Raw genomic sequence first — 21,043 nt, 5'->3', positions numbered from 1 at the left:
ATGACCGAGCTGGCTCGCCTGAAGTTTTATGCCACTCAACCGCATCCTTGCAGCTATCTGCCCGAGGAGCAGGCGACTACGCTGTTCCTCGACCCCAGCCAGCCCATGGATGTAGATGTTTATGCCGAGCTCTCAGAGATGGGCTTTCGCCGCAGTGGCGACCATCTCTACCGCCCCCACTGCCAGCGCTGCAATGCATGCGTACCCGCACGCATTCCCGCTGATCAGTTCATCCCTAACCGCCAACAAAAACGCATCCTCAAGCGCAACAGCGACCTGACCGTCACCGCCGCCAGACCTGCCTTCAGCGAGGAGTATTACGCGCTCTATGTCCGTTACATCGAGCAACGCCATGCCGATGGAGACATGTATCCACCGAGCCGCGACCAGTTTTCCACCTTCCTGGTGCGCGACCTGCCGTTTTCGCGCTTTTATGAGTTCCGACTGAACAACCAACTGATGGCCCTGGCTGTCACCGATCTTCTGCCCAACGGCCTTTCAGCCGTCTACACCTTCTATGACCCGGACGAAGAGCGTCGAAGCTTGGGCCGCTACGCCATCCTCTGGCAGATCGGCGAAACCGCCCGACTGGGGCTGCAGGCGGTCTATCTCGGCTACTGGATCAAAAACTGCCGCAAGATGAATTACAAGACTCAGTACCGCCCCATCGAGCTCTTCGTTAACCAGCGGTGGGTCGCCCTTACCTGAGGCCCTTGGCGAGCAGTGCTGTTTTCGGGCACAATGCACGCCGTTTTTGCCCGCCGCCAATCGTGGCAGGGCCCATCATTGAATACCGAGGGCTTTACTGCATGTCGAAAGAAGACAGCTTCGAAATGGAAGGCACTGTCATCGACACCCTGCCCAACACCATGTTCCGTGTGGAGTTGGAAAATGGGCACGTCGTCACCGCGCACATCTCCGGCAAGATGCGCAAGAACTACATCCGCATCCTGACCGGCGACAAGGTTCGTGTCGAGCTGACGCCCTACGACCTGAGCAAAGGCCGCATTACCTACCGCGCCCGCTGATCGCTCAGTCATAAAAAAGCCCGGCCAAGCCGGGCTTTTTTGTGGCCTGCGTCTCAGGCCATCTCCACCGTCGTCTCGAACTCGAAGAACAACTCGTTATCCTTGACGTCGACGTGCACCACTCCACCATGCTCGGCCAGCTCGCCGAAGAGAATCTCCTCCGCCAACGGTCGCTTGATCTTGTCCTGGATCAGACGAGCCATGGGGCGAGCCCCCATCTGCGCATCGTAACCACGCTCAGCCAGCCAGCCACGCGCCTCATCGCTGACAACCAGCTGCACACGCTTGTCTTCCAACTGGGCCTGAAGTTCGGTGAGGAACTTGTCCACCACGTTCTTGATCACTTCATGGCTCAGGCGACCAAACTGGATGATAGTGTCCAGGCGGTTGCGGAACTCCGGCGTGAAGCTCTTGCGGATGACTTCCATGGCATCGGACGAGTGGTCTTGCATGGTGAAGCCAATTGACGCACGCGCGGCGGTCTCAGCACCCGCGTTAGTGGTCATGATCAGGATCACATTGCGGAAGTCCGCCTTGCGGCCGTTGTTATCGGTCAGGGTGCCATGGTCCATGACCTGCAAAAGCAGGTTGAAAACCTCGGGATGCGCCTTTTCGATCTCATCGAGCAGCAACACGCAGTGCGGTGTTTTGGTAATGGCTTCGGTGAGCAAGCCACCCTGATCGAAGCCCACGTAGCCAGGAGGTGCACCGATCAACCTCGACACAGTGTGACGCTCCATGTATTCCGACATGTCGAAGCGCACCAACTCGATACCCATCGCCTTGGCCAGCTGACGCGCCACCTCGGTCTTGCCGACACCCGTCGGCCCAGCGAACAAGAAGGAACCTACCGGCTTGTCGGGAGCCTTGAGCCCTGCCCGAGATAGCTTGATGGCAGTGGAGAGCGAGTCGATCGCCGCATCCTGACCGAAAACCGTCAACTTGAGGTCGCGCTCCAGATTACGCAGCAGCTCCTTATCAGAGCTGGTGACGTGCTTAGGTGGAATTCGCGCGATTTTCGCGACGATGTCTTCTACCTGGGCAACCTCGATCCGCTTCGCACGCTTCTCTTCAGGCTGCAGGCGCTGATACGCCCCCGCCTCATCGATCACATCAATGGCCTTGTCCGGCATGTGGCGATCGTTGATATAGCGGGCCGCCAATTCAGCCGCAGCACGCAGAGCCTCATCACTGTATTCGATATGGTGATGCTGTTCGAAACGCGCCTTGAGACCCTTGAGGATTCCCACGGTGTCCTCGACCGAAGGCTCCGTCACATCAACCTTCTGGAAACGCCGCGCCAGGGCACGATCTTTCTCGAAGATCCCGCGGAACTCCTGGAAGGTGGTCGAGCCAATGCAGCGAATCTCGCCGGACGACAGCAACGGCTTGAGCAGGTTGGACGCATCCATCACTCCGCCAGAGGCGGCACCGGCACCGATGATGGTATGGATCTCGTCGATAAAGAGAATGGCATGAGGACGCTTGCGCAGCTCATTGAGCAGTGCCTTGAAGCGCTTCTCGAAATCACCACGGTACTTGGTGCCTGCCAGCAGAGCGCCGAGGTCCAGGGAATAGACCACACTGTCGGCCAGCAGATCAGGCACCTGGTTGTCGACGATGCGCTTGGCAAGGCCTTCGGCGATGGCGGTCTTGCCGACACCCGCCTCGCCAACCAGCAAGGGGTTGTTCTTGCGACGCCGCGCCAGGATCTGCGCCACGCGCTCCACCTCCGGCTCACGCCCCACCAGCGGATCGATACGCCCCAGGCGCGCCAAATCGTTCAAATTGCTGGCGTACGCATCCAGAGGATGGCCGGAAGCAGAGGATTCGCCGCCCTCATCGTCCTGCATTTCCTGCTCATTGTCGTGCTGCTCACCATGGCCTGGCACCTTGGAAATGCCATGAGCGATGTAGTTCACGACATCGATACGCGCAACGCTTTGCTGCTTCAACAGGAAAACCGCCTGGCTTTCCTGCTCACTGAAGATCGCAACAAGCACGTTGGCGCCAGTCACTTCACGCTTCCCGGAACTCTGCACATGGAACACCGCGCGCTGAAGCACCCGCTGAAAGCCCAGCGTCGGCTGCGTTTCGCGATCTTCATCGTGCTGCGGTATCAGTGGTGTGGTGGAGTCGATGAATTCCTGCAGGTCATGCCGCAACTTGTCCATATTAGCGCCGCAGGCGCGCAACACTGCAGCGGCCGCTTCATTATCCAGCAGGGCGAGCAGCAAGTGCTCGACCGTCATGAATTCGTGACGCTTGGCGCGTGCCTCCTTGAAGGCCAGATTGAGGGTGACTTCGAGCTCGCGGTTTAACATGGCTTCACCTCATACCCAAGCGGTCGGCGTTAACCGTCCTTCTCGATCTCACAGAGCAGCGGATGCTGGCTCTCTCTCGCATATTGATTGACTTGCATGGCCTTGGTTTCGGCGATGTCGCGCGTGAACACACCACAAACTGCCCGCCCCTCCGTATGCACAGTCAGCATGATCTTGGTGGCCAGCTCCCGGTTCAGACCGAAGAACACTTCGAGCACCTCGACCACGAAATCCATAGGGGTGTAGTCATCGTTAAACATCACCACCTTATACATGGGTGGTGCCTGCAGGGCCGGCTTGGCCTCCTGCACCGCCAGGCCGGTGGAGTCGTCCTCATGATGCTGCGGACCGTCCTGATTGAATGTTAGTCGAATCTGGCTGCTTGCATGCATGCTGGAAATAAAGGTCATTGATTGAATGAAAGAGGCCGTTGGAAAGACTTTGATCCGCTTCTCAGCGGGTATTGGCAATACCTTGACTAACGGCAAAACGGTGTTACAACCACTAAATACCCGTCTTCGGGTATGAGGGGTTCCGCGCCTTGCAGCTTTAGGTGCCATTGGTGCGGGGTCGAAGTGGATGATACTCCAGTGATGGAGTCCTTTGCAGAGGGATGTCAGCATGCTTAGCGGTAAGGTCAAGTGGTTCAACAACGCCAAAGGCTACGGATTCATCCTCGCCGAAGGCCGAGATGAGGACCTGTTCGCCCATTATTCGGCCATCCAGATGGATGGTTACAAAACGTTGAAAGCTGGCCAGCCGGTAAGCTTCGATATCATCCAGGGCCCGAAAGGGCTGCACGCCGTAAATATCCGGCCGGTCACGGCAGACTCCGAAGCCCCCGCAACTGCCAGCCTCCCACAGGGCAGCACGATTGAAGTTTGAGCCCAGTAATATTTAGGCATAAAAAAGGCCGGTCAGATGACCGGCCTTTTTGTTTTCGCCCCCCGACTCACATGTGAGCGATGATGGCGTCGCCGAACTGCGAGCAGGACAGCAGCTTGGCACCCTCCATCAGACGCTCGAAGTCGTAGGTCACGGTCCTCGCAGCGATGGCACCGTTGGTACCCTTGATGATCAGGTCGGCAGCTTCGCCCCACCCCATGTGGCGCAGCATCATCTCAGCAGAGAGGATGACCGAACCCGGGTTGACCTTGTCCTGGCCAGCGTACTTCGGCGCAGTGCCGTGAGTGGCTTCGAACATGGCAACGGTGTCGGAAAGGTTGGCGCCGGGAGCGATACCAATACCACCTACTTCGGCCGCCAGAGCGTCGGACAGGTAGTCACCATTCAGGTTCAGGGTCGCGATAACGTCGTATTCGGCCGGACGTAGCAGGATCTGCTGCAGCATGGCGTCGGCGATCGCATCCTTGACCACGATGTTCTTGCCGGTGCTCGGGTTCTTGAACTGCATCCACGGGCCACCGTCCAGCAGTTCGGCGCCAAATTCGTCACGCGCTACTTCGTAGCCCCACTCTTTGAAGGCACCTTCGGTGAACTTCATGATGTTGCCTTTGTGGACGATGGTTACGGAGCTGCGATCGTTGTCCACGGCGTATTGCAGGGCCTTGCGAACCAGGCGTTTGGTGCCCTCCAGGGAAACCGGCTTGATGCCGATGCCGCAGTTCTCGGTAAAGCGGATTTTCTTGACGCCCATTTCCTCGGTGAGGAACTTGATGACTTTCTCTGCCTCAGGGCTGCCAGCTTTCCACTCCACGCCTGCATAGATGTCTTCGGAGTTCTCGCGGAAGATCACCATGTCGACGTCGCCTGGTTTCTTCACCGGGCTTGGAACGCCTTCGAACCAACGCACAGGGCGCAGGCAAACGTACAGATCCAGCTCCTGGCGCAGGGCAACGTTCAGGGAGCGAATGCCACCACCGACCGGAGTGGTCAGCGGGCCTTTGATGGACACGACGTAATCACGGACAGCTTCCAGGGTCTCTTTCGGCAGCCAGGTGTCCTGGTCGTAGACCTGAGTGGCCTTTTCACCGGCATAGACTTCCATCCAGGAAATCTTGCGAGCCCCGGCGTATGCCTTGGCAACGGCAGCATCCACCACTTTGATCATGACCGGGCTGATGTCGACGCCAATGCCGTCGCCTTCAATGAAGGGGATGATCGGGTTGTTCGGTACGTTCAAGGACATGTCCGCATTGACGGTGATTTTGTCACCGACTGCCGGCACCTGGATCTTTTGGTATCCCATGCTGAGCTCCGTGTTGTGGTTGAACCCTCTTGCAGCTCGAAAGCGTACCCCAGTTGGGCCGCCCGAAACTACATGTTCCTTAGTCGAAATCGAGCGTTAGCGTCACCCTATCGAATGGGGTGATATACTACGTGCCGTGACTTAACAGTCATCGAGGTTCGAGCAGCCTGGGACCAGACTGACTCCCCTCGCAGCGGCCAAGCCACCACCATGGCGCGGCCGTGCAACGCTCTACTGGCGCTCCAATACCCCCGCGGCAATTCTCGAGTTCAGCTCAAAGTCGACGTTGAGCGGATGCGTCTACCAACACGCTTCGAGACTCTGTGCGCGCCCAGAAAAGAAGAGAGTTAAACGTTAATGTCTAATCGTCCGAAGATTACCTACACCTTCACCGACGAAGCCCCAGCGCTCGCCACCTACTCGCTCCTCCCCATCGTCAAAGCCTTCGCCGCCTCGGCGGGCATCGACGTCGAAACCCGCGACATCTCTCTTGCAGGACGCATCCTCGCCACCTTCGCTGACAAGCTTGAAACCGAAAAGCGCATCGACGACGATCTGGCCTACCTGGCGGATCTGGCAACTTCGCCAGATGCCAATATCATCAAGCTCCCGAACATCAGCGCCTCCGTTCCGCAACTCAAAGGCGCCATCGCCGAGCTGCAGGCCAAAGGCTATGGCGTGCCTGATTTCCCGGAAGATCCGCAGTCCGACGAAGAGAAGGACGTCCGCGCACGCTACGCCAAGATCCTGGGCAGCGCTGTCAACCCGGTCCTGCGCGAAGGCAACTCCGATCGCCGCGCCCCGGCCGCAGTCAAGGCCTACGCCCGCAAGCACCCTCACTCCATGGGCAAGTGGAGCATGTCCTCGCGCTCTCACGCCGACTACATGCGCGGCGGCGACTTCTTCTCCAGCGAGCAGTCCATCACCATGGACAAGGCCGGTGACGTCCGCATCGAGTTCGTCGGCAAGGACGGCAAGGTCGAGGTGAAGAAGCAGCTGAGCCTGCAAGAGGGCGAAGTCTTCGACAGCATGTTCATGAGCTGCCGCAAACTGCGCGACTTCTTCGAGAAGACCCTGCAGGACTGCAAGGAAAGCGGTGTGATGTGGTCCCTGCACGTCAAGGCGACCATGATGAAGGTGTCCCACCCGATCGTCTTCGGCCACGCCGTCAGCGTCTATTACAAGGACGTGTTCGACAAATACGGCGAGCTGTTCAAGGAACTGGGCGTCAACCCGAACAACGGTATCAGCAGCGTCTACGACAAGATCAAGACCCTACCGGCTTCCCAGCAGGAAGAAATCCTCCACGATATCCACGAGGTGTACAGCCACCGTCCGGAAATGGCCATGGTCGATTCCGTGAAGGGCATCACCAACCTGCACATCCCGAGCGACGTGATCGTCGACGCCTCGATGCCCGCCATGATCCGTAACTCCGGCCAGATGTGGGGCAAGGACGGCAAGCAGAAAGACACCAAGGCAGTGATGCCGGAAAGCACCTATGCCCGCATCTACCAGGAGATGATCAACTTCTGCAAGACCAACGGCGCCTTCGACCCGACCACCATGGGCACCGTGCCGAACGTCGGCCTGATGGCACAGAAGGCCGAGGAATACGGTTCCCACGACAAGACCTTCGAAATGACCGCCGACGGCAGCATGCGTGTGGTCCTGGCCGATGGCACCGTGCTGATGCAGCACGAAGTGGAAGCCGGCGACATCTGGCGCGCCTGCCAGACCAAGGACGCGCCGATCCGCGACTGGGTCAAGCTGGCCGTCACCCGCGCCCGCCAATCCAACACGCCGGCGATCTTCTGGCTGGACCCGGAACGCGCCCACGACCGCGAACTGCAGAAAAAGGTCGAGATCTACCTGCAGGACCACGACCTGACCGGCCTGGACATCAGCATCAAGGGTTACAACGAAGCCATCCGTACCAGCATGGAGCGCCAGATCCGTGGCCTGGACACCATCTCGGTGACCGGCAACGTGCTGCGTGACTACCTGACCGACCTGTTCCCGATCATGGAACTGGGCACCTCGGCCAAAATGCTGTCCATCGTCCCACTGATGGCGGGCGGCGGCATGTACGAAACCGGCGCCGGCGGTTCGGCACCGAAACACGTGCAGCAGCTGGTGGAAGAGAACTACCTGCGCTGGGACTCCCTCGGCGAATTCCTGGCTCTGGCGGTGTCCCTGGAAGAGACCGGCATCAAGACCGGCAATGCCAAGGCCAAGCTGCTGGGCAAAACCCTGGACGAAGCCACCGGCAAACTGCTCGACAACAACAAGTCGCCGTCGCGCAAGGTCGGTGAGCTGGACAACCGCGGTAGCCACTTCTACTTGGCGCTATACTGGGCCCAGGCCCTGGCTGCCCAGGACGAAGACGCCGAGCTGAAGGCGCACTTCGCTCCACTGGCCAAGACCCTTACCGAGCAGGAAGCGGCGATTGTCGCTGAGCTGAACGGCGCCCAAGGCAAGCCGGTGGACATCGGCGGCTACTACCGCTCGAATCCGGAGCTGACCAGCCAGGTGATGCGTCCCAGCACCACTTTCAACACCGCAGTCGACAGCCTGGCCTGATCGCCACGCGTCGTAGCAGGAAACCCCGGGCCAAGGCCCGGGGTTTCTTTTTTGAGTCGACAACGCCATGTCATGTCGATTTTTCCAGGAGCCCCCTGATGAGCTGGCAACCCCACATCACCGTCGCAACCATCGTCGAAGACCTGGGCCGCTTCCTGCTGGTGGAAGAGCGTGCCGACGGCCGCAACGTCCTCAATCAGCCCGCCGGCCATCTCGAGCCCGACGAGACTCTGCTCGAAGCCGCCCTGCGCGAAACCCTTGAAGAAACCGGCTGGGAAGTCGAGCTCACTGCCGTAACCGGTATCTACCTCTATACCGCCCCCAGCAACGGCGTGACTTACCAGCGCGTCTGCTTCGCCGCCCGCCCCCTCCGCCATCACCCCACGCGCGCACTGGACGACGGCATCATCGGCGCACGCTGGCTGACGCGCGAAGAACTGGAGGCCCAGTCGGCGCACTGGCGCAGTCACCTGGTAGCGCGCTGTATCGACGACTACCTGAAAGGCGAACGCTTCCCCCTCAGCCTGATCCGCGTCGCCTGACCACCCCTTGCCCTGTTAGAATTCCGCTTTTGCTCACCAGCCAGTGCAGATTCCCATGCGTGATCCAGCCAATACCCGCGTCATAGTCGGCATGTCCGGCGGCGTCGATTCCTCGGTTTCCGCCCTCCTGCTCCTCGAGCAGGGCTATCAGGTGGAAGGCCTGTTCATGAAGAACTGGGACGAGGACGACGGCACCGAATACTGCACCGCAAAGGTGGACCTGGCTGATGCCCAGGCCGTCTGCGACCGCATCGGTATCAAGCTGCACACCGCGAACTTCGCAGCCGAATATTGGGACAACGTGTTCGAGCACTTCCTCGCCGAATACAAGGCCGGACGCACCCCGAATCCGGACATACTCTGCAACCGAGAGATCAAGTTCAAAGCCTTCCTCGACTACGCACTCTCCCTGGGCGCCGACCTGATCGCGACCGGCCACTACGTCCGCCGCCGCGACCTCGACGGCCGCACCGAACTGCTCAAGGGCCTGGACCCGAACAAGGACCAGAGCTACTTCCTGCATGCGGTGGGCGGTGAACAGATTGCCCGCACCCTGTTCCCGGTGGGAGAACTGGAAAAGCCGGAAGTGCGTGCGATCGCCGAGAAGTACGGCTTGGCCACGGCCAAGAAGAAAGACTCCACTGGCATCTGCTTCATCGGCGAGCGGCGCTTCACCGACTTCCTCAAGCAGTACTTGCCGGCGCAGCCGGGCAACATCGAGACCGTCGAAGGTGATGTCATCGGCCGCCATCACGGCCTGATGTACCACACCATCGGCCAGCGCCAGGGTCTGGGCATCGGCGGCATGAAGGACGCCAGTGACGACCCCTGGTACGTGCTCGCCAAAGACCTCAAGCGCAACGTCCTGGTCGTTGGCCAGGGCAACGAACATCCCTGGCTGTTCTCGCGCTCCCTGCACGCCTCCGAGATCTACTGGGTCAACCCGATCGACCTCGACCAGCCCCGCGCCCTCAAGGCCAAGGTGCGCTATCGCCAGAGCGACCAACCCTGCACCCTGGAAAAAACCGCCAACGGCTATCGCGCCACATTCGACGAGCCGCAACGCGCCGTAACACCGGGCCAGTCCGTGGTGTTCTACGATGGCGAAGTCTGCCTCGGCGGCGGCGTGATCGAAGCTGCCGACCCCTGGGACGACGGAGTCCAGCGCCCATGAACCAGACGCAGGAACAACTGATAGCGCTGGGTGCGGTTTTCGAAGCCGCTTCCCTGGTCGACCGAATTGCCAAGACAGGCCAGATCAGCGAGCCACCGTTGGGCTGTATGCTCGGTAGCTTGCTGGTACGCGACCCCAAGTCGACCCTTGAAGTCTACGGCGGCGACGACCTCAACCTGCGCGACGGCTACAAGGCCCTGGCAAGCGCTCTCGAGCGCGAACCCGCCAGCCTGCAGCGCGAACCGCTCCGCTATGCCCTTGCCCTCCTTACCCTGGAACGCCAACTGGCCAAGCGCGACGACATGCTGGACACCATCGGCACCCGCCTGGACCAGATCCAGCAGCAAGTGCAGCACTTCGGCCTGGTCCACGACAACGTCATCGCCTCATGCGCCGGCCTGTATCAAGACACCTTGAGCACCTTCCGGCAGCGGATTCAGGTGCATGGCGACATGCGTCACCTGCAACAACCCAGCAATGCAGCGAAAATTCGCGCCCTGCTGCTGACTGGCATCCGTGCCGCGCGCCTTTGGCGTCAGCTCGGTGGCAACCGCTGGCAATTGCTCTTCAGTCGCCGGAAGCTACTCCGCGAACTCTACCCCCTGCTGCGCGGCTGAACCGCAGTCCGGCAGCACCGGCCGGGCCGCCCGACAAACTTCGCGCCGAATGGCCATCGCGCGGTAGCGGCGAGCAGGATCAAATCCGTGTATGATGTGCGCCCCTTTTCGTTGACCGATGTCCGAGAACGCCCTCATGCAGCTTTCGTCGCTCACCGCGGTTTCCCCCGTAGACGGCCGCTACGCCGGCAAAACCAGCGCCCTGCGCCCGATCTTCAGTGAATACGGCCTGATCCGTTGCCGTGTCCAGGTGGAGGTTCGCTGGCTGCAACGCCTCGCCGCCCACGCTGGCATTCCGGAAGTCGCGCCTTTCTCCGCCGAAGCCAATGCTCTGCTGAATCAGCTGGCAGAAGACTTCCAGCTGGAGCATGCCGAGCGCATCAAGGAAATCGAGCGCACCACCAACCACGACGTCAAAGCAGTCGAATACCTGCTCAAGGAACAGGCTGCCAAGCTGCCGGAACTGGCCAAAATCAGCGAGTTCATTCACTTCGCCTGCACCAGCGAGGACATCAACAACCTGTCCCACGCCCTGATGCTGCGCGAAGGCCGTGACCAGGTGATCCTGCCGCTGATGCGTCAGGTTGCCGACGCTATCCGCGATCTGGCCGTGCGTTTCGCCGACGTCCCCATGCTCTCCCGAACCCACGGCCAGCCGGCCTCGCCGACCACCCTCGGCAAGGAAATGGCCAACGTCGTCTACCGCCTGGAGCGCCAGATCGCCCAAGTGGCGGCCGTGCCGCTGCTGGGTAAGATCAACGGCGCCGTAGGCAACTACAACGCGCACCTCTCCGCTTACCCGAAGGTGGACTGGGAAGCCAATGCCCGCGAATTCATCGAAGGCGACCTGGGTCTGGCGTTCAACCCCTACACCACCCAGATCGAGCCGCACGACTACATCGCCGAACTGTTCGACGCCATCGCGCGCTTCAACACGATCCTCATCGACTTCGACCGCGACGTATGGGGCTACATCTCCCTCGGCTACTTCAAACAGAAGACCATTGCCGGCGAGATCGGCTCCTCGACCATGCCGCACAAGGTCAACCCGATCGACTTCGAAAACTCCGAAGGCAACCTGGGCATCGCCAATGCACTGTTCCAGCACCTGGCCAGCAAACTGCCGATCTCCCGCTGGCAGCGTGACCTGACCGATTCCACCGTACTGCGCAACCTGGGTGTCGGCTTCGCCCACAGCGTCATCGCGTACGAAGCTTCCCTCAAAGGCATCAGCAAGCTCGAGCTGAATGCTCAACGTATTGCGGAAGACCTGGACGCCTGCTGGGAAGTCCTGGCCGAGCCGGTGCAAACCGTCATGCGTCGCTACGGGGTCGAAAATCCCTATGAGAAGCTCAAGGAACTGACCCGTGGCAAGGGCATCAGTCCCGAAGCCCTGCAGACTTTCATCGACGATCTGGCCATTCCGGCCGAGGCCAAGGCCGAGCTGCGCAAACTGACCCCAGCAGGCTACATCGGCAATGCCGTAGCCCAGGCCAAGCGCATCTGATCGAATTTGCACCCGTGCACGCCCGGCTGCGCCGGGCGTTTTTATTTCAAGGGCTTAGATATGAATCCTGATATTCCTCTTCAACTCCTGGGCGGCCTGACCGCGCGCGAATTCCTGCGTGATTACTGGCAGCGCAAACCGCTGCTGATCCGCCAGGCGCTGCCCGATTTCGAAAGCCCCATCTCGCCGGACGAACTGGCTGGCCTTTCCCTGGAAGAGGAAGTGGAGTCCCGCCTGGTCCTCGAACACGGCGAGCGCCCCTGGGAGCTGCGCCGCGGCCCCTTCGCAGAAGACACCTACCAAAACCTGCCGGAGCGCGACTGGACCCTGCTGGTCCAGGCAGTTGACCAATTCGTCCCGGACGTCGCCAACCTGCTCGAGCACTTTCGCTTCCTGCCAAGCTGGCGCATCGACGATGTCATGATCAGCTTCGCCGCACCAGGCGGCGGTGTGGGCCCGCACTTCGACAACTACGACGTTTTCCTGCTCCAGGGCCATGGTCGTCGACGCTGGAAGCTCGGTCAGATGTGCGACGCCGACAGCCCCCTACTGCCCCATGCAGACCTGCGCATCCTCGCTGACTTCCAGGAGACCGACGAGTGGGTCCTCGAGCCCGGCGACATGCTCTACCTGCCGCCACGTCTGGCTCACTACGGCATTGCCGAAGACGACTGCATGACCTACTCGGTCGGCTTCCGCGCCCCCAGTGCAGCAGAGGTACTGACCCACTTCACCGACTTCCTCGCCCAGTTCCTGCCGGACGAAGAGCGCTACAGCGATGCCGGGACCCTGCCGGCCAGCGACCCCCACCAGATTCAGCATGACGCCCTGGATCGCCTCAAAGCCCTGCTCCAGGAGCATATGGGTGACGAACGACTGCTGCTGACCTGGTTCGGCCAGTTCATGACCGAGCCCCGCTATCCCGAGCTGGTCGCTGGAGCCGAAGTGGCAGAGGAGGACTTCCTCGACGCCATCGAGGGCGGGGCCGTACTGGTTCGCAACCCAAGCGCGCGCCTCGCATGGTCCGAAGTGGATGAGGACCTGGTGCTGTTCGCCAGCGGCCAGAGCCGCCTGCTACCGGGCAGCTTGCGTGAGCTGCTCAAGCTGATCTGTGCTGCAGAAGCCCTGCATCTTGAGAATCTCGGCCAATGGCTGGCGGATGACGAGGGGCGTAAGCTTTTGTGGGAACTGATCAAGCAAGGAAGTCTGGAGTTTGCCGATGAGTGAAATACATGTCCGCATTGCCGACTGGCAGAAGGACAATGCAGATCTGCGACGTATCCGCGAAGCTGTATTCATTGCCGAGCAGTCCGTAGCCCCTGAACTGGAATGGGATGGCGAAGATGCTGATGCCGTCCACTTCCTCGCCTTCGAGCGGGACTATGCTATCGGCACTGCGCGCCTGCTGACGGATGGTCATATCGGCCGGGTGTCGGTGCTCAAGGACTGGCGCGGTTTGAGAGTGGGCGACAGGCTGCTGCAAGCGGCAATTGCCGAAGCGGAACGCCGTGGCCTGAAGCGCCAGATGCTCACGGCACAGGTCCACGCAACGGCATTCTACGAACGCCACGGCTTCAAGATCGTCAGCAGCGAGTTCCTGGAAGCCGGCATCCCCCACGTAGACATGCTGCGGGAAAGCGACTAGAGGTCGAAATGAAGAAGAACGCCCCGGAAACTGAGGAAAACGACGTCGAATCAGCGTCCATCGAATTCCAGTCGCCGGGGCGTTTCACTGTCTACAACCCCTCCCCGAGCCAGCCTGACTCCCAGGGCTGGGAACCGGCCCCCCACGTCCTCGGCGAACATCGGGCAATGGAGCGATTCAGCACCCCTGAACAAGCTCGCGCCCACGCCCTGGCGCTGCTGCAGCAAGCCCGCCGGAGCCTATGCCTGTATACCCCCGATCTCGAGCCCTGGCTGTACCACAACAGCAGCATCCAAGACGCCTGCACGCGATTCCTGCTGGCCGATCCGAAGAACCAGATGCGCATCCTCGTACGCGACCCCAGCCGCGCCACGAAGGAAGGACACAGGCTGCTCCATCTGAGCCGCCGACTCTCGAGCAACCTTCATATCCGCCGGCTGAATCCCAACCACCCTTCCGAAGAACGGGCCTACCTGCTGGCCGACGACCGCGGACTGCTCCTGCGGCCCGAGCCCGACCAGTTCGCCGGTTACGCCCTGTATGACGACCCCGGACGGACTCGCCTGCAGCAGGTGCGATTCGACCAGGCCTGGGACCTCAGCATCAGCGATCCGAACTTACAGAGTTTTCTCCTATGACGCCTCGCGCCATGCTAGCTGCCGTGCTCATGCTGCTTTGCCTGTCTGTACAGGCCGCAACTGAGCTGATTGCACTGAAGTACCGCAGCGCGGATGAGATGCTGCCCGTGGCGCAATCCGTGCTGGGCAACGAAGGGCGCGTAAACGCCTATGGCAACCAGCTGATCGTCAACGCTTCCCCGGCCAAGATTGCCGAATTGCGCACCCTCCTCGACCAACTCGACACCCGGCCCAAGCGCCTTTTGATCAGCGTCGACACAAGCGACAGCAGCTCCCAGAACGATCGAGGCTATGCGGTGAATGGCTCCATCAGCGCCGGCAGTGTCGAGGTCCAGTCCGGCCGGGGCGAAGTCCATGGCAGCGACCAGGTCCGCATCATCCGACGCAGTACCAACAGCCGGGGAGCCGGCGTACAGCAGGTGCAAACCACCGAGGGCTATCCTGCGCTTATTCAGGTCGGCCAGAGCGTCCCCATTACCACGACCAGCTCCGGACCTTACGGCGAGGCCTACAGCAACACCGAGTACCGCAACGTCACCCGCGGCTTCTACGTCACTGCCAGCCTCAGCGGCGAACTGGTGCACGTCAGCATCAGCAGCAACCGCGATCGCCTGAACAGTAGCCAGCCTGGCCTCATCGACGTACAAAGTACGGACAGCCGAGTCAGCGGCCGACTGGGCGAGTGGATCACCATTGGCGCCGTCAGCGAAGACAGCCAGGTCGACCAGCAAGGCTTCCTGCGCCGCAACAGTACCCAGGGCCGCGAGGACATGACGATGCGACTTAAGGTCGATGTCGTCGAGTGACCGCTCGACCTGAACCAGTTCGTGCCACCAGCAGGCCGCCCCGATCGCGACGACCTGCTGCCTGTTTCTCCCCCGCAAAGGCCTTGAGGTCGTGCTGACGCGGCCTGACCAGGCAAGCGCTTTTCGACCGCCCAGTCTTATCCGAAAGTCTTATGTAGTAGTCCTAAAAAAACACTACAAAACGTTTGACGAACACTTTTTTGCAGAGCATGATGGCCTCGCTCCCGCTAGCCAGGGGCCCTGAATAGGGCCTCCGGATCGCGCTCCCAGCCAACCAGCCGAGCCGATCCGTGTTGTAACAGCCCATAAGGCAGTGCGACGAGGTTGCGACTGGAACGAAGTTGTCCTGAGGGACGGGGAAGCGTCAGTAACATCCGCAAGATCGAAGGCAGTGCCCGACCATCGTCTGCAGGCAACCACGAGCCGGCAAATGGCGAACCGAGCGCAAAACCACCCATCGATCGAGCAGACTGTTCAATTCGTCACCCCTCCTCAGACACATCCTCGTATCAGCCGATCCTTCGACGCGCTGCGGTGAGCAACCCGCAATAACCTTCAGAACGCAGGTTTTTGAGTGGGTAAGTCGGTGCTCAACCACATATACACTTTGAAGGATTGACCATGTCCGCTTATCAAAACGACATCAAGGCCATTGCCGCACTGAAAGAAGTGAACGGTAACAGCTGGAGCGCTATCAACCCGGAATCCGTCGCTCGCATGCGCGCCCAGAACCGCTTCAAGACCGGTCTGGATATCGCCAAGTACACGGCTGCCATCATGCGCAAAGACATGGCCGAATACGACGCCGACTCCTCCGTCTACACCCAGTCCCTGGGCTGCTGGCACGGCTTCATCGGTCAGCAGAAGCTGATCTCCATCAAGAAGCACCTGAAGACCACCAACAAGCGCTACCTCTACCTGTCCGGCTGGATGGTCGCCGCCCTGCGCTCCGAGTTCGGCCCGCTGCCGGACCAGTCGATGCACGAGAAAACCGCCGTTTCCGGCCTGATCGAAGAGCTGTACACCTTCCTGCGCCAGGCTGATGCCCGCGAACTGGACCTGCTGTTCACCGCCCTGGACGCGGCCCGCGCTGAAGGCGACAAGGCCAAGCAGGACGAGATCCAGGCCCAGATCGACAACTACGAAACCCACGTAGTACCGATCATCGCCGACATCGACGCCGGCTTCGGCAACCCGGAAGCGACCTACCTGCTGGCCAAGAAAATGATCGAAGCCGGTGCTTGCTGCATCCAGATCGAGAACCAGGTTTCCGACGAGAAGCAGTGCGGCCACCAAGACGGCAAAGTAACCGTTCCGCACGAAGACTTCCTGGCCAAGATCAACGCGGTTCGCTACGCCTTCCTCGAACTGGGTGTTGACGACGGCGTGATCGTTGCCCGTACCGACTCCCTGGGCGCCGGCCTGACCAAGCAGATCGCCGTCACCAAGCAACCGGGCGACCTGGGCGACCAGTACAACTCCTTCCTGGACTGCGAAGAAGTCTCCGCTGCCGACCTGAACAATGGCGACGTGGTGATCAACCGCGGCGGCAAGCTGCTGCGTCCCAAGCGCCTGGCTTCCAACCTGTTCCAGTTCCGCAAGGGCACCGGCGAAGACCGCTGCGTCCTGGACTGCATCACCTCGCTGCAGAATGGCGCCGACCTGCTGTGGATCGAGACCGAGAAGCCGCACGTTGGCCAGATCAAAGGCATGGTTGACCGCATCCGCCAGGTCATCCCGAATGCCAAGCTGGTCTACAACAACAGCCCGTCCTTCAACTGGACCTTGAACTTCCGTCAGCAAGTGTTCGACGCCATGGTTGCCGAAGGCAAGGATGTATCCGCCTACGACCGCGCCAAGCTGATGAGCGTGGAATACGACGAAACCGAACTGGCCCAGATCGCCGACGAGAAGATTCGCACCTTCCAGCGCGACGGTTCGGCCCACGCCGGCATCTTCCATCACCTGATCACCCTGCCGACCTACCACACTGCCGCGCTGTCCACCGACAACCTGGCCAAGGGCTACTTCGCCGACCAGGGCATGCTGGCTTACGTGAAAGGCGTTCAGCGTCAAGAACTGCGCCAGGGCATCGCCTGCGTCAAGCACCAGAACATGGCTGGCTCCGACATCGGCGACAACCACAAAGAGTACTTCGCTGGCGAAGCTGCTCTGAAGGCCAGCGGTAAAGACAACACCATGAACCAGTTCCACTAAGGAACTGCCGCCGACTGACCACGAACCAGTCGGACATGGTGGATCACGGAACCCCGGTGCCCGCACCGGGGTTTTCTATTTTGAGACTGCAGATGGATCACGCGCAGCGATACCCCTCTGCACCTCACGCTGGAAATCGGCCAACCTATCTTACGATCCTGCACCTACTTGCACTTGCCTGCACTTGCCGCTGCTTGCGCAGCCGCTGCCAATGCTTTAAATCTCGCTTAAAAATTCTGAGCGAGATCGCCGTGCCGAGAATCTTTCTCCTTCTGCTGATCCTGGCCGCACCCACCTTGCACGCGGCAGACTTGGAACTGCTGATCGCTCGCCCCGAACTCAGCGGCATCCTGGAGCAACTGAAGGGAAGCCGGCATGACCACTTCGCCGTCGTCGACTACGGCCGCCCTTCCACACTCCCGCGCTTCTACCTTTTCGATCGTCGTACTCATGCCCTGCTGGGCAGTTACCGGGTTGCCCACGGCAAGGGCTCGGACCCCGACCACGACGGCCTGGCCGACCACTTCTCGAATGACCCGGGCAGCCGCGCCTCGTCACTCGGCCTGTATCGCACAGCCCAGGTGTTCGACAGCGACGAACCCGGTCACGGCCGCTCGATGCGACTCATCGGCCTGAGTCCAGGCAATAGCCAGGCCGAAGAGCGCGCCATCGTGATCCACGCGAACACCTACATGGAAGAAACTTTCATTCGCCGCCACGGTCTGCCCGGACGCAGCCACGGCTGCCTGGTGCTCGCCAGCCAGGATCGCGACCAGGTCATCGAGCAACTTTCCGGCGGCGCCATGATCTTCGCCATCCGGCAGGATCCAGCCGCACTGGCCAGCAACTGAACTCACCCCCCTTACCGCAGCGAAATCCGGATCTCCCTGTAATTTGGTTCTTTGCGGAATCGGGGGGAAGAGCGAGTTGACAGTCGGGGAAGTGGGTAAATTGGCAATCGCCAAACATCCCAACCCCCACCCCCTGCTGTCGCCGTGCATCCTATTGATCTGGCCCCTTTCTGGCCAGGCTACGAGGTCGTCGCCTGTCGCCAATCCACTCACGACACCCTGCTGATCAGTCTTGAACCGCAAACCGAGCGCTTCCCGATTTGCAGCCGCGTGCCAAACCCAACCTGTTGATCCACGAGCAGCAGCACATCCGCCAGGTGCGGGATCGTGACCTGCAGGATCAGCGCGTCCTGCTACAACTGCCGGTGCGTCGCGTCGACTGCCTGTACTGCGGACGCGTATCCGAGCGGATCGACTGTCTGGCGCCGGCTTCCCGCCTTCCCCGGAAAGCAGCCTGCAACACCTCCTTGGCGGACTTGTCGGGCGGAGTGAATCGAAGGCGCGCGAAACCTTGTAGGAGCCAGCTTGCTGGCGAATGGCGCATGTTGGCCAGCAAGCTGGCTCCTACAGAGAGAGTACCGGCTATCCGGCTGTCAACTCGCATCTCCCCCAGATTCCGCGATGAACCTGTAATTTTCTCGTCGCATTGCCCCTATAGCGTCAGGGCTCCGTCGATTCGCCTGTATGGAGACTCCGCCTTGAACCAGCACAATGACAACGCCGTGCTTTTTGGCAACGGCGATGAAGTTCCGAGCAACAACTCGAACAACCCGCACATCCGCGATCTGATCGGCGGCCTCAACCGCCGACAACTGCTCGCCGGCGGCGCCGCCCTCGGCACCCTCGCCTTCCTTGGCGCCGCCATTCCCGGCGACGCCCTCGCGGCAGAGCCCCAAGCGAAGGGGCAGCCCTTCAAACTGCGCTCGCGCCTGCCGTTCGACGCCATTCCGATCAGCCGCACAGATGGCATAAGTGTCCCGACGGGCTACAAGGCCACGCCCTTCATCCCATGGGGCACCCCGATCACCGGCCGTTATCCGGCGTTCCTCGATGACGCAAGCAACAGCGCCCAGGACCAGGCCGAGCAGGTCGGCATGCACCACGATGGCATGCACTATTTCCCCATCGACGCACGTCGTGGCTCAGCGAAGAGCTCGGACCATGGCCTGCTGGTTCTCAACCACGAGTACATCGACGCACCTCTGATTCACCCCAACGGTCCAACCCTGGTGAACGGCAAGCGCGCCAGTGCCGAAGAAGTCCGGAAGGAAATAAATGGCCACGGTGTTTCGGTCGTCGAAATCCGACGCAACGTACGAGGTGAATGGGAAGTAGTGCCGAGCCCGCGCAATCGCCGCATCACCGCCGCCACGCCGATGGAGATCCGCGGCCCGGCGCGAGGCAATCCGCTCCTGCAGACCCGCTACAGCCCGGACGGCACCGCCACCCGTGGCACCCAGAATAATTGCTCCAACGGTTTCACGCCTTGGGGCACCTACCTCACCTGCGAAGAGAACTGGGCCGGCTACTTCGCCACCCGCGATTCGGACGTATCCCGCGAACTCAAACGCTACGGCCTGCGCAGCAGTAGCCGCTTCGGCTGGGAAACATTACCGGGCGATGAGTTCGAGCGCTTCGACGCCACCCGCAAAACCACGGATGCCCAAGGTGACTACCGCAATGAACCCAACCATTTCGGCTGGATCGTCGAGATCGACCCGTTCGACCCGAGCTCGACCCCGGTAAAACGCACGGCCCTTGGCCGCTTCGCCCACGAAGGTCTGATATTCGCCCCGGTCCAAGGCGGCCGCCCGGTGGTCTGCTACTCCGGCGACGATTCTCAGAACGAGTACATCTACAAGTACGTCAGCCGCGACAAGTACCGTCCCGGCAACAGCGATGGCCGGCTACTCGACGAAGGCACCCTCTACGTCGCGCGCTTCAATGCCGATGGCAGCGGAGACTGGTTGCCCCTGGACATCAACGACCGTCGTTTCCGCAGCGCCTGCGAGACCGCTGGAGTCACCTTCGCCAACCAGGGCGAAGTGCTGATCAACACCCGCCTGGCCGCCGACATCGTCGGAGCTACGCGCATGGACCGCCCGGAATGGGGCGCGGTGAATCCTGATAACGGCGAGGTCTATTTCACCCTCACCAACAACACCGCTCGCACCACAACGGACGCTGCCAACCCACGCATAGCCAACGCCTACGGCCACATAATCCGCTGGCGCGAAAACAGTCGTGACCACACGGGCCTTCGCTTCGACTGGAACATTTTCCTGCTCGCCGGCCCCAATGGCGACAGCCGCGACCCCAAGGGCCAGCCACTAAGCGAACAGAACATCCTCGCCAGCCCAGACGGCCTCTGGTTCGACGACGAAGGACGCCTGTGGATCCAGACCGACATGAGCGGCAGCCAGCTCAGCAGCGGCCCCTTCGGCAACAACCAGATGCTCGTCGCTGACCCGCGCAGCGGCGAGGTCAAACGCTTCCTGGTCGGCCCCCTTGGTGCCGAAGTGACCGGCATCACGGCAACCCCGGACTTCAAGACGCTGTTCATCAACATCCAGCACCCAGGTGAGGGATCGACTGCGACCAACCTCCTCAGCACCTGGCCCGACGGCCCAGGCAAACGCCCTCGCTCCGCCACGGTGATCATCACACGCGACGACGGTCGACGACTGCTCTGATCACCCCGGGCCGGCCTTTCAGGGCCGGCTCCTTTGCTCACTCATTGGCCCCAATACCAAGAAAACATTAGAAACTGTCGCAAATATGAAAGTCTCGCCCAGCAGTAACTTTCCAGGCGCTGAGCAAATAAAGCCGGAGATTTCGTACTTATCTGTCGTACTTTCGACAATGTGATTATTTAAGCATCAGACAAATGCGACTGCTTATC

Annotated in this window: 18 protein-coding genes and 1 pseudogene; 16 read left to right on the top strand and 3 right to left on the bottom strand. The window is 60.8% G+C overall.

The window, feature by feature from the left end; genetic code table 11:
• Together J7302_RS02530 and infA are read left to right on the top strand one after the other, a co-directional pair.
• Entirely contained in the window at positions 1 to 708 is a 708-nt protein-coding gene (locus J7302_RS02530) for an arginyltransferase (RefSeq protein WP_215369815.1), read from the top strand.
• Positions 709 to 809: 101 nt separating this feature from the next.
• On the top strand, positions 810 to 1,028 hold the full coding sequence (gene infA / locus J7302_RS02525; RefSeq protein ID WP_016492441.1) for a translation initiation factor IF-1: 219 nt from the start codon (positions 810 to 812) through the stop codon (positions 1,026 to 1,028).
• Positions 1,029 to 1,081: 53 nt separating this feature from the next.
• Here infA and clpA read toward each other — a convergent pair whose 3' ends face one another.
• Entirely contained in the window at positions 1,082 to 3,352 is a 2,271-nt protein-coding gene (clpA, locus tag J7302_RS02520) for an ATP-dependent Clp protease ATP-binding subunit ClpA (RefSeq protein ID WP_215369813.1), read from the bottom strand.
• A 29-nt stretch (positions 3,353 to 3,381) separates the two neighbouring features.
• Complete coding sequence (clpS, locus tag J7302_RS02515; protein ID WP_069086497.1) at positions 3,382 to 3,744, bottom strand: ATP-dependent Clp protease adapter ClpS; 363 nt, start codon at positions 3,742 to 3,744, stop codon at positions 3,382 to 3,384.
• A 229-nt stretch (positions 3,745 to 3,973) separates the two neighbouring features.
• Between clpS and cspD the strand changes: the two genes are divergently transcribed.
• Positions 3,974 to 4,237 (top strand): cold shock domain-containing protein CspD, encoded by a 264-nt coding sequence (gene cspD, locus J7302_RS02510; RefSeq protein WP_215369811.1) that lies wholly within the window; start codon positions 3,974 to 3,976, stop codon positions 4,235 to 4,237.
• 67 nt (positions 4,238 to 4,304) lie between these two features.
• Here the strand turns inward: cspD and icd are convergent, their stop codons facing one another.
• Positions 4,305 to 5,561, bottom strand: coding sequence for an NADP-dependent isocitrate dehydrogenase (gene icd, locus J7302_RS02505; RefSeq protein WP_215369809.1), 1,257 nt, complete (start codon positions 5,559 to 5,561; stop codon positions 4,305 to 4,307).
• A gap of 357 nt (positions 5,562 to 5,918) precedes the next feature.
• Between icd and J7302_RS02500 the strand changes: the two genes are divergently transcribed.
• The 13 genes and pseudogenes from J7302_RS02500 (at position 5,919) to J7302_RS02445 (ending at position 20,834) form a co-directional block, all read left to right on the top strand.
• Complete coding sequence (locus J7302_RS02500) at positions 5,919 to 8,144, top strand: NADP-dependent isocitrate dehydrogenase (RefSeq protein WP_215369807.1); 2,226 nt, start codon at positions 5,919 to 5,921, stop codon at positions 8,142 to 8,144.
• Positions 8,145 to 8,242: 98 nt separating this feature from the next.
• The gene (locus J7302_RS02495; protein ID WP_215369805.1) at positions 8,243 to 8,686 is read left to right on the top strand and encodes an NUDIX hydrolase; all 444 of its coding nucleotides are present in this window, start codon (positions 8,243 to 8,245) and stop codon (positions 8,684 to 8,686) included.
• A 55-nt stretch (positions 8,687 to 8,741) separates the two neighbouring features.
• The gene (mnmA, locus tag J7302_RS02490) at positions 8,742 to 9,860 is read left to right on the top strand and encodes a tRNA 2-thiouridine(34) synthase MnmA (RefSeq protein WP_215369803.1); all 1,119 of its coding nucleotides are present in this window, start codon (positions 8,742 to 8,744) and stop codon (positions 9,858 to 9,860) included.
• Positions 9,857 to 10,477 (top strand): high frequency lysogenization protein HflD, encoded by a 621-nt coding sequence (gene hflD / locus J7302_RS02485; RefSeq protein WP_215369801.1) that lies wholly within the window; start codon positions 9,857 to 9,859, stop codon positions 10,475 to 10,477. Before mnmA ends, hflD begins: the two co-directional genes overlap by 4 nt.
• Positions 10,478 to 10,613: 136 nt before the next feature.
• Positions 10,614 to 11,984: an adenylosuccinate lyase gene (gene purB / locus J7302_RS02480; RefSeq protein WP_215369799.1), complete on the top strand. Its 1,371-nt coding sequence runs from the start codon at positions 10,614 to 10,616 to the stop codon at positions 11,982 to 11,984.
• A gap of 60 nt (positions 11,985 to 12,044) precedes the next feature.
• Positions 12,045 to 13,211 carry a ribosomal protein uL16 3-hydroxylase gene (locus J7302_RS02475; RefSeq protein WP_215369797.1) on the top strand — a complete coding sequence of 389 codons (1,167 nt, stop codon included), beginning with the start codon at positions 12,045 to 12,047 and terminating at the stop codon, positions 13,209 to 13,211.
• A complete protein-coding gene (locus J7302_RS02470; RefSeq protein ID WP_215369794.1) occupies positions 13,204 to 13,629 on the top strand; it encodes a GNAT family N-acetyltransferase in 426 nt (141 codons plus the stop codon). Before J7302_RS02475 ends, J7302_RS02470 begins: the two co-directional genes overlap by 8 nt.
• 8 nt (positions 13,630 to 13,637) lie before the next feature.
• Positions 13,638 to 14,267 (top strand): DUF7931 domain-containing protein, encoded by a 630-nt coding sequence (locus tag J7302_RS02465; RefSeq protein WP_215369793.1) that lies wholly within the window; start codon positions 13,638 to 13,640, stop codon positions 14,265 to 14,267.
• On the top strand, positions 14,264 to 15,073 hold the full coding sequence (locus J7302_RS02460) for a secretin N-terminal domain-containing protein (protein ID WP_215369791.1): 810 nt from the start codon (positions 14,264 to 14,266) through the stop codon (positions 15,071 to 15,073). The genes J7302_RS02465 and J7302_RS02460 overlap by 4 nt, the downstream gene beginning before the upstream one ends.
• A 621-nt stretch (positions 15,074 to 15,694) precedes the next feature.
• Positions 15,695 to 17,290: an isocitrate lyase gene (locus J7302_RS02455; RefSeq protein WP_215369788.1), complete on the top strand. Its 1,596-nt coding sequence runs from the start codon at positions 15,695 to 15,697 to the stop codon at positions 17,288 to 17,290.
• Positions 17,291 to 17,541: 251 nt separating this feature from the next.
• Positions 17,542 to 18,141, top strand: a complete 600-nt coding sequence (locus tag J7302_RS02450) for a murein L,D-transpeptidase catalytic domain family protein (protein ID WP_215369786.1) — start codon at positions 17,542 to 17,544, stop codon at positions 18,139 to 18,141.
• Between the two features lie 144 nt (positions 18,142 to 18,285).
• Positions 18,286 to 18,590, top strand: a pseudogene (locus tag J7302_RS27090) (ISL3 family transposase); the annotation flags it as partial.
• A 249-nt stretch (positions 18,591 to 18,839) separates the two neighbouring features.
• On the top strand, positions 18,840 to 20,834 hold the full coding sequence (locus J7302_RS02445; protein WP_251701818.1) for a PhoX family protein: 1,995 nt from the start codon (positions 18,840 to 18,842) through the stop codon (positions 20,832 to 20,834).
• The last annotated feature ends 209 nt before the right edge of the window (positions 20,835 to 21,043 follow it).

It is taken from the genome of Metapseudomonas boanensis, from assembly GCF_018704125.1.
Taxonomy (GTDB): domain Bacteria; phylum Pseudomonadota; class Gammaproteobacteria; order Pseudomonadales; family Pseudomonadaceae; genus Metapseudomonas; species Metapseudomonas boanensis.
This window is presented reverse-complemented; position numbering and strand designations above follow the sequence as displayed.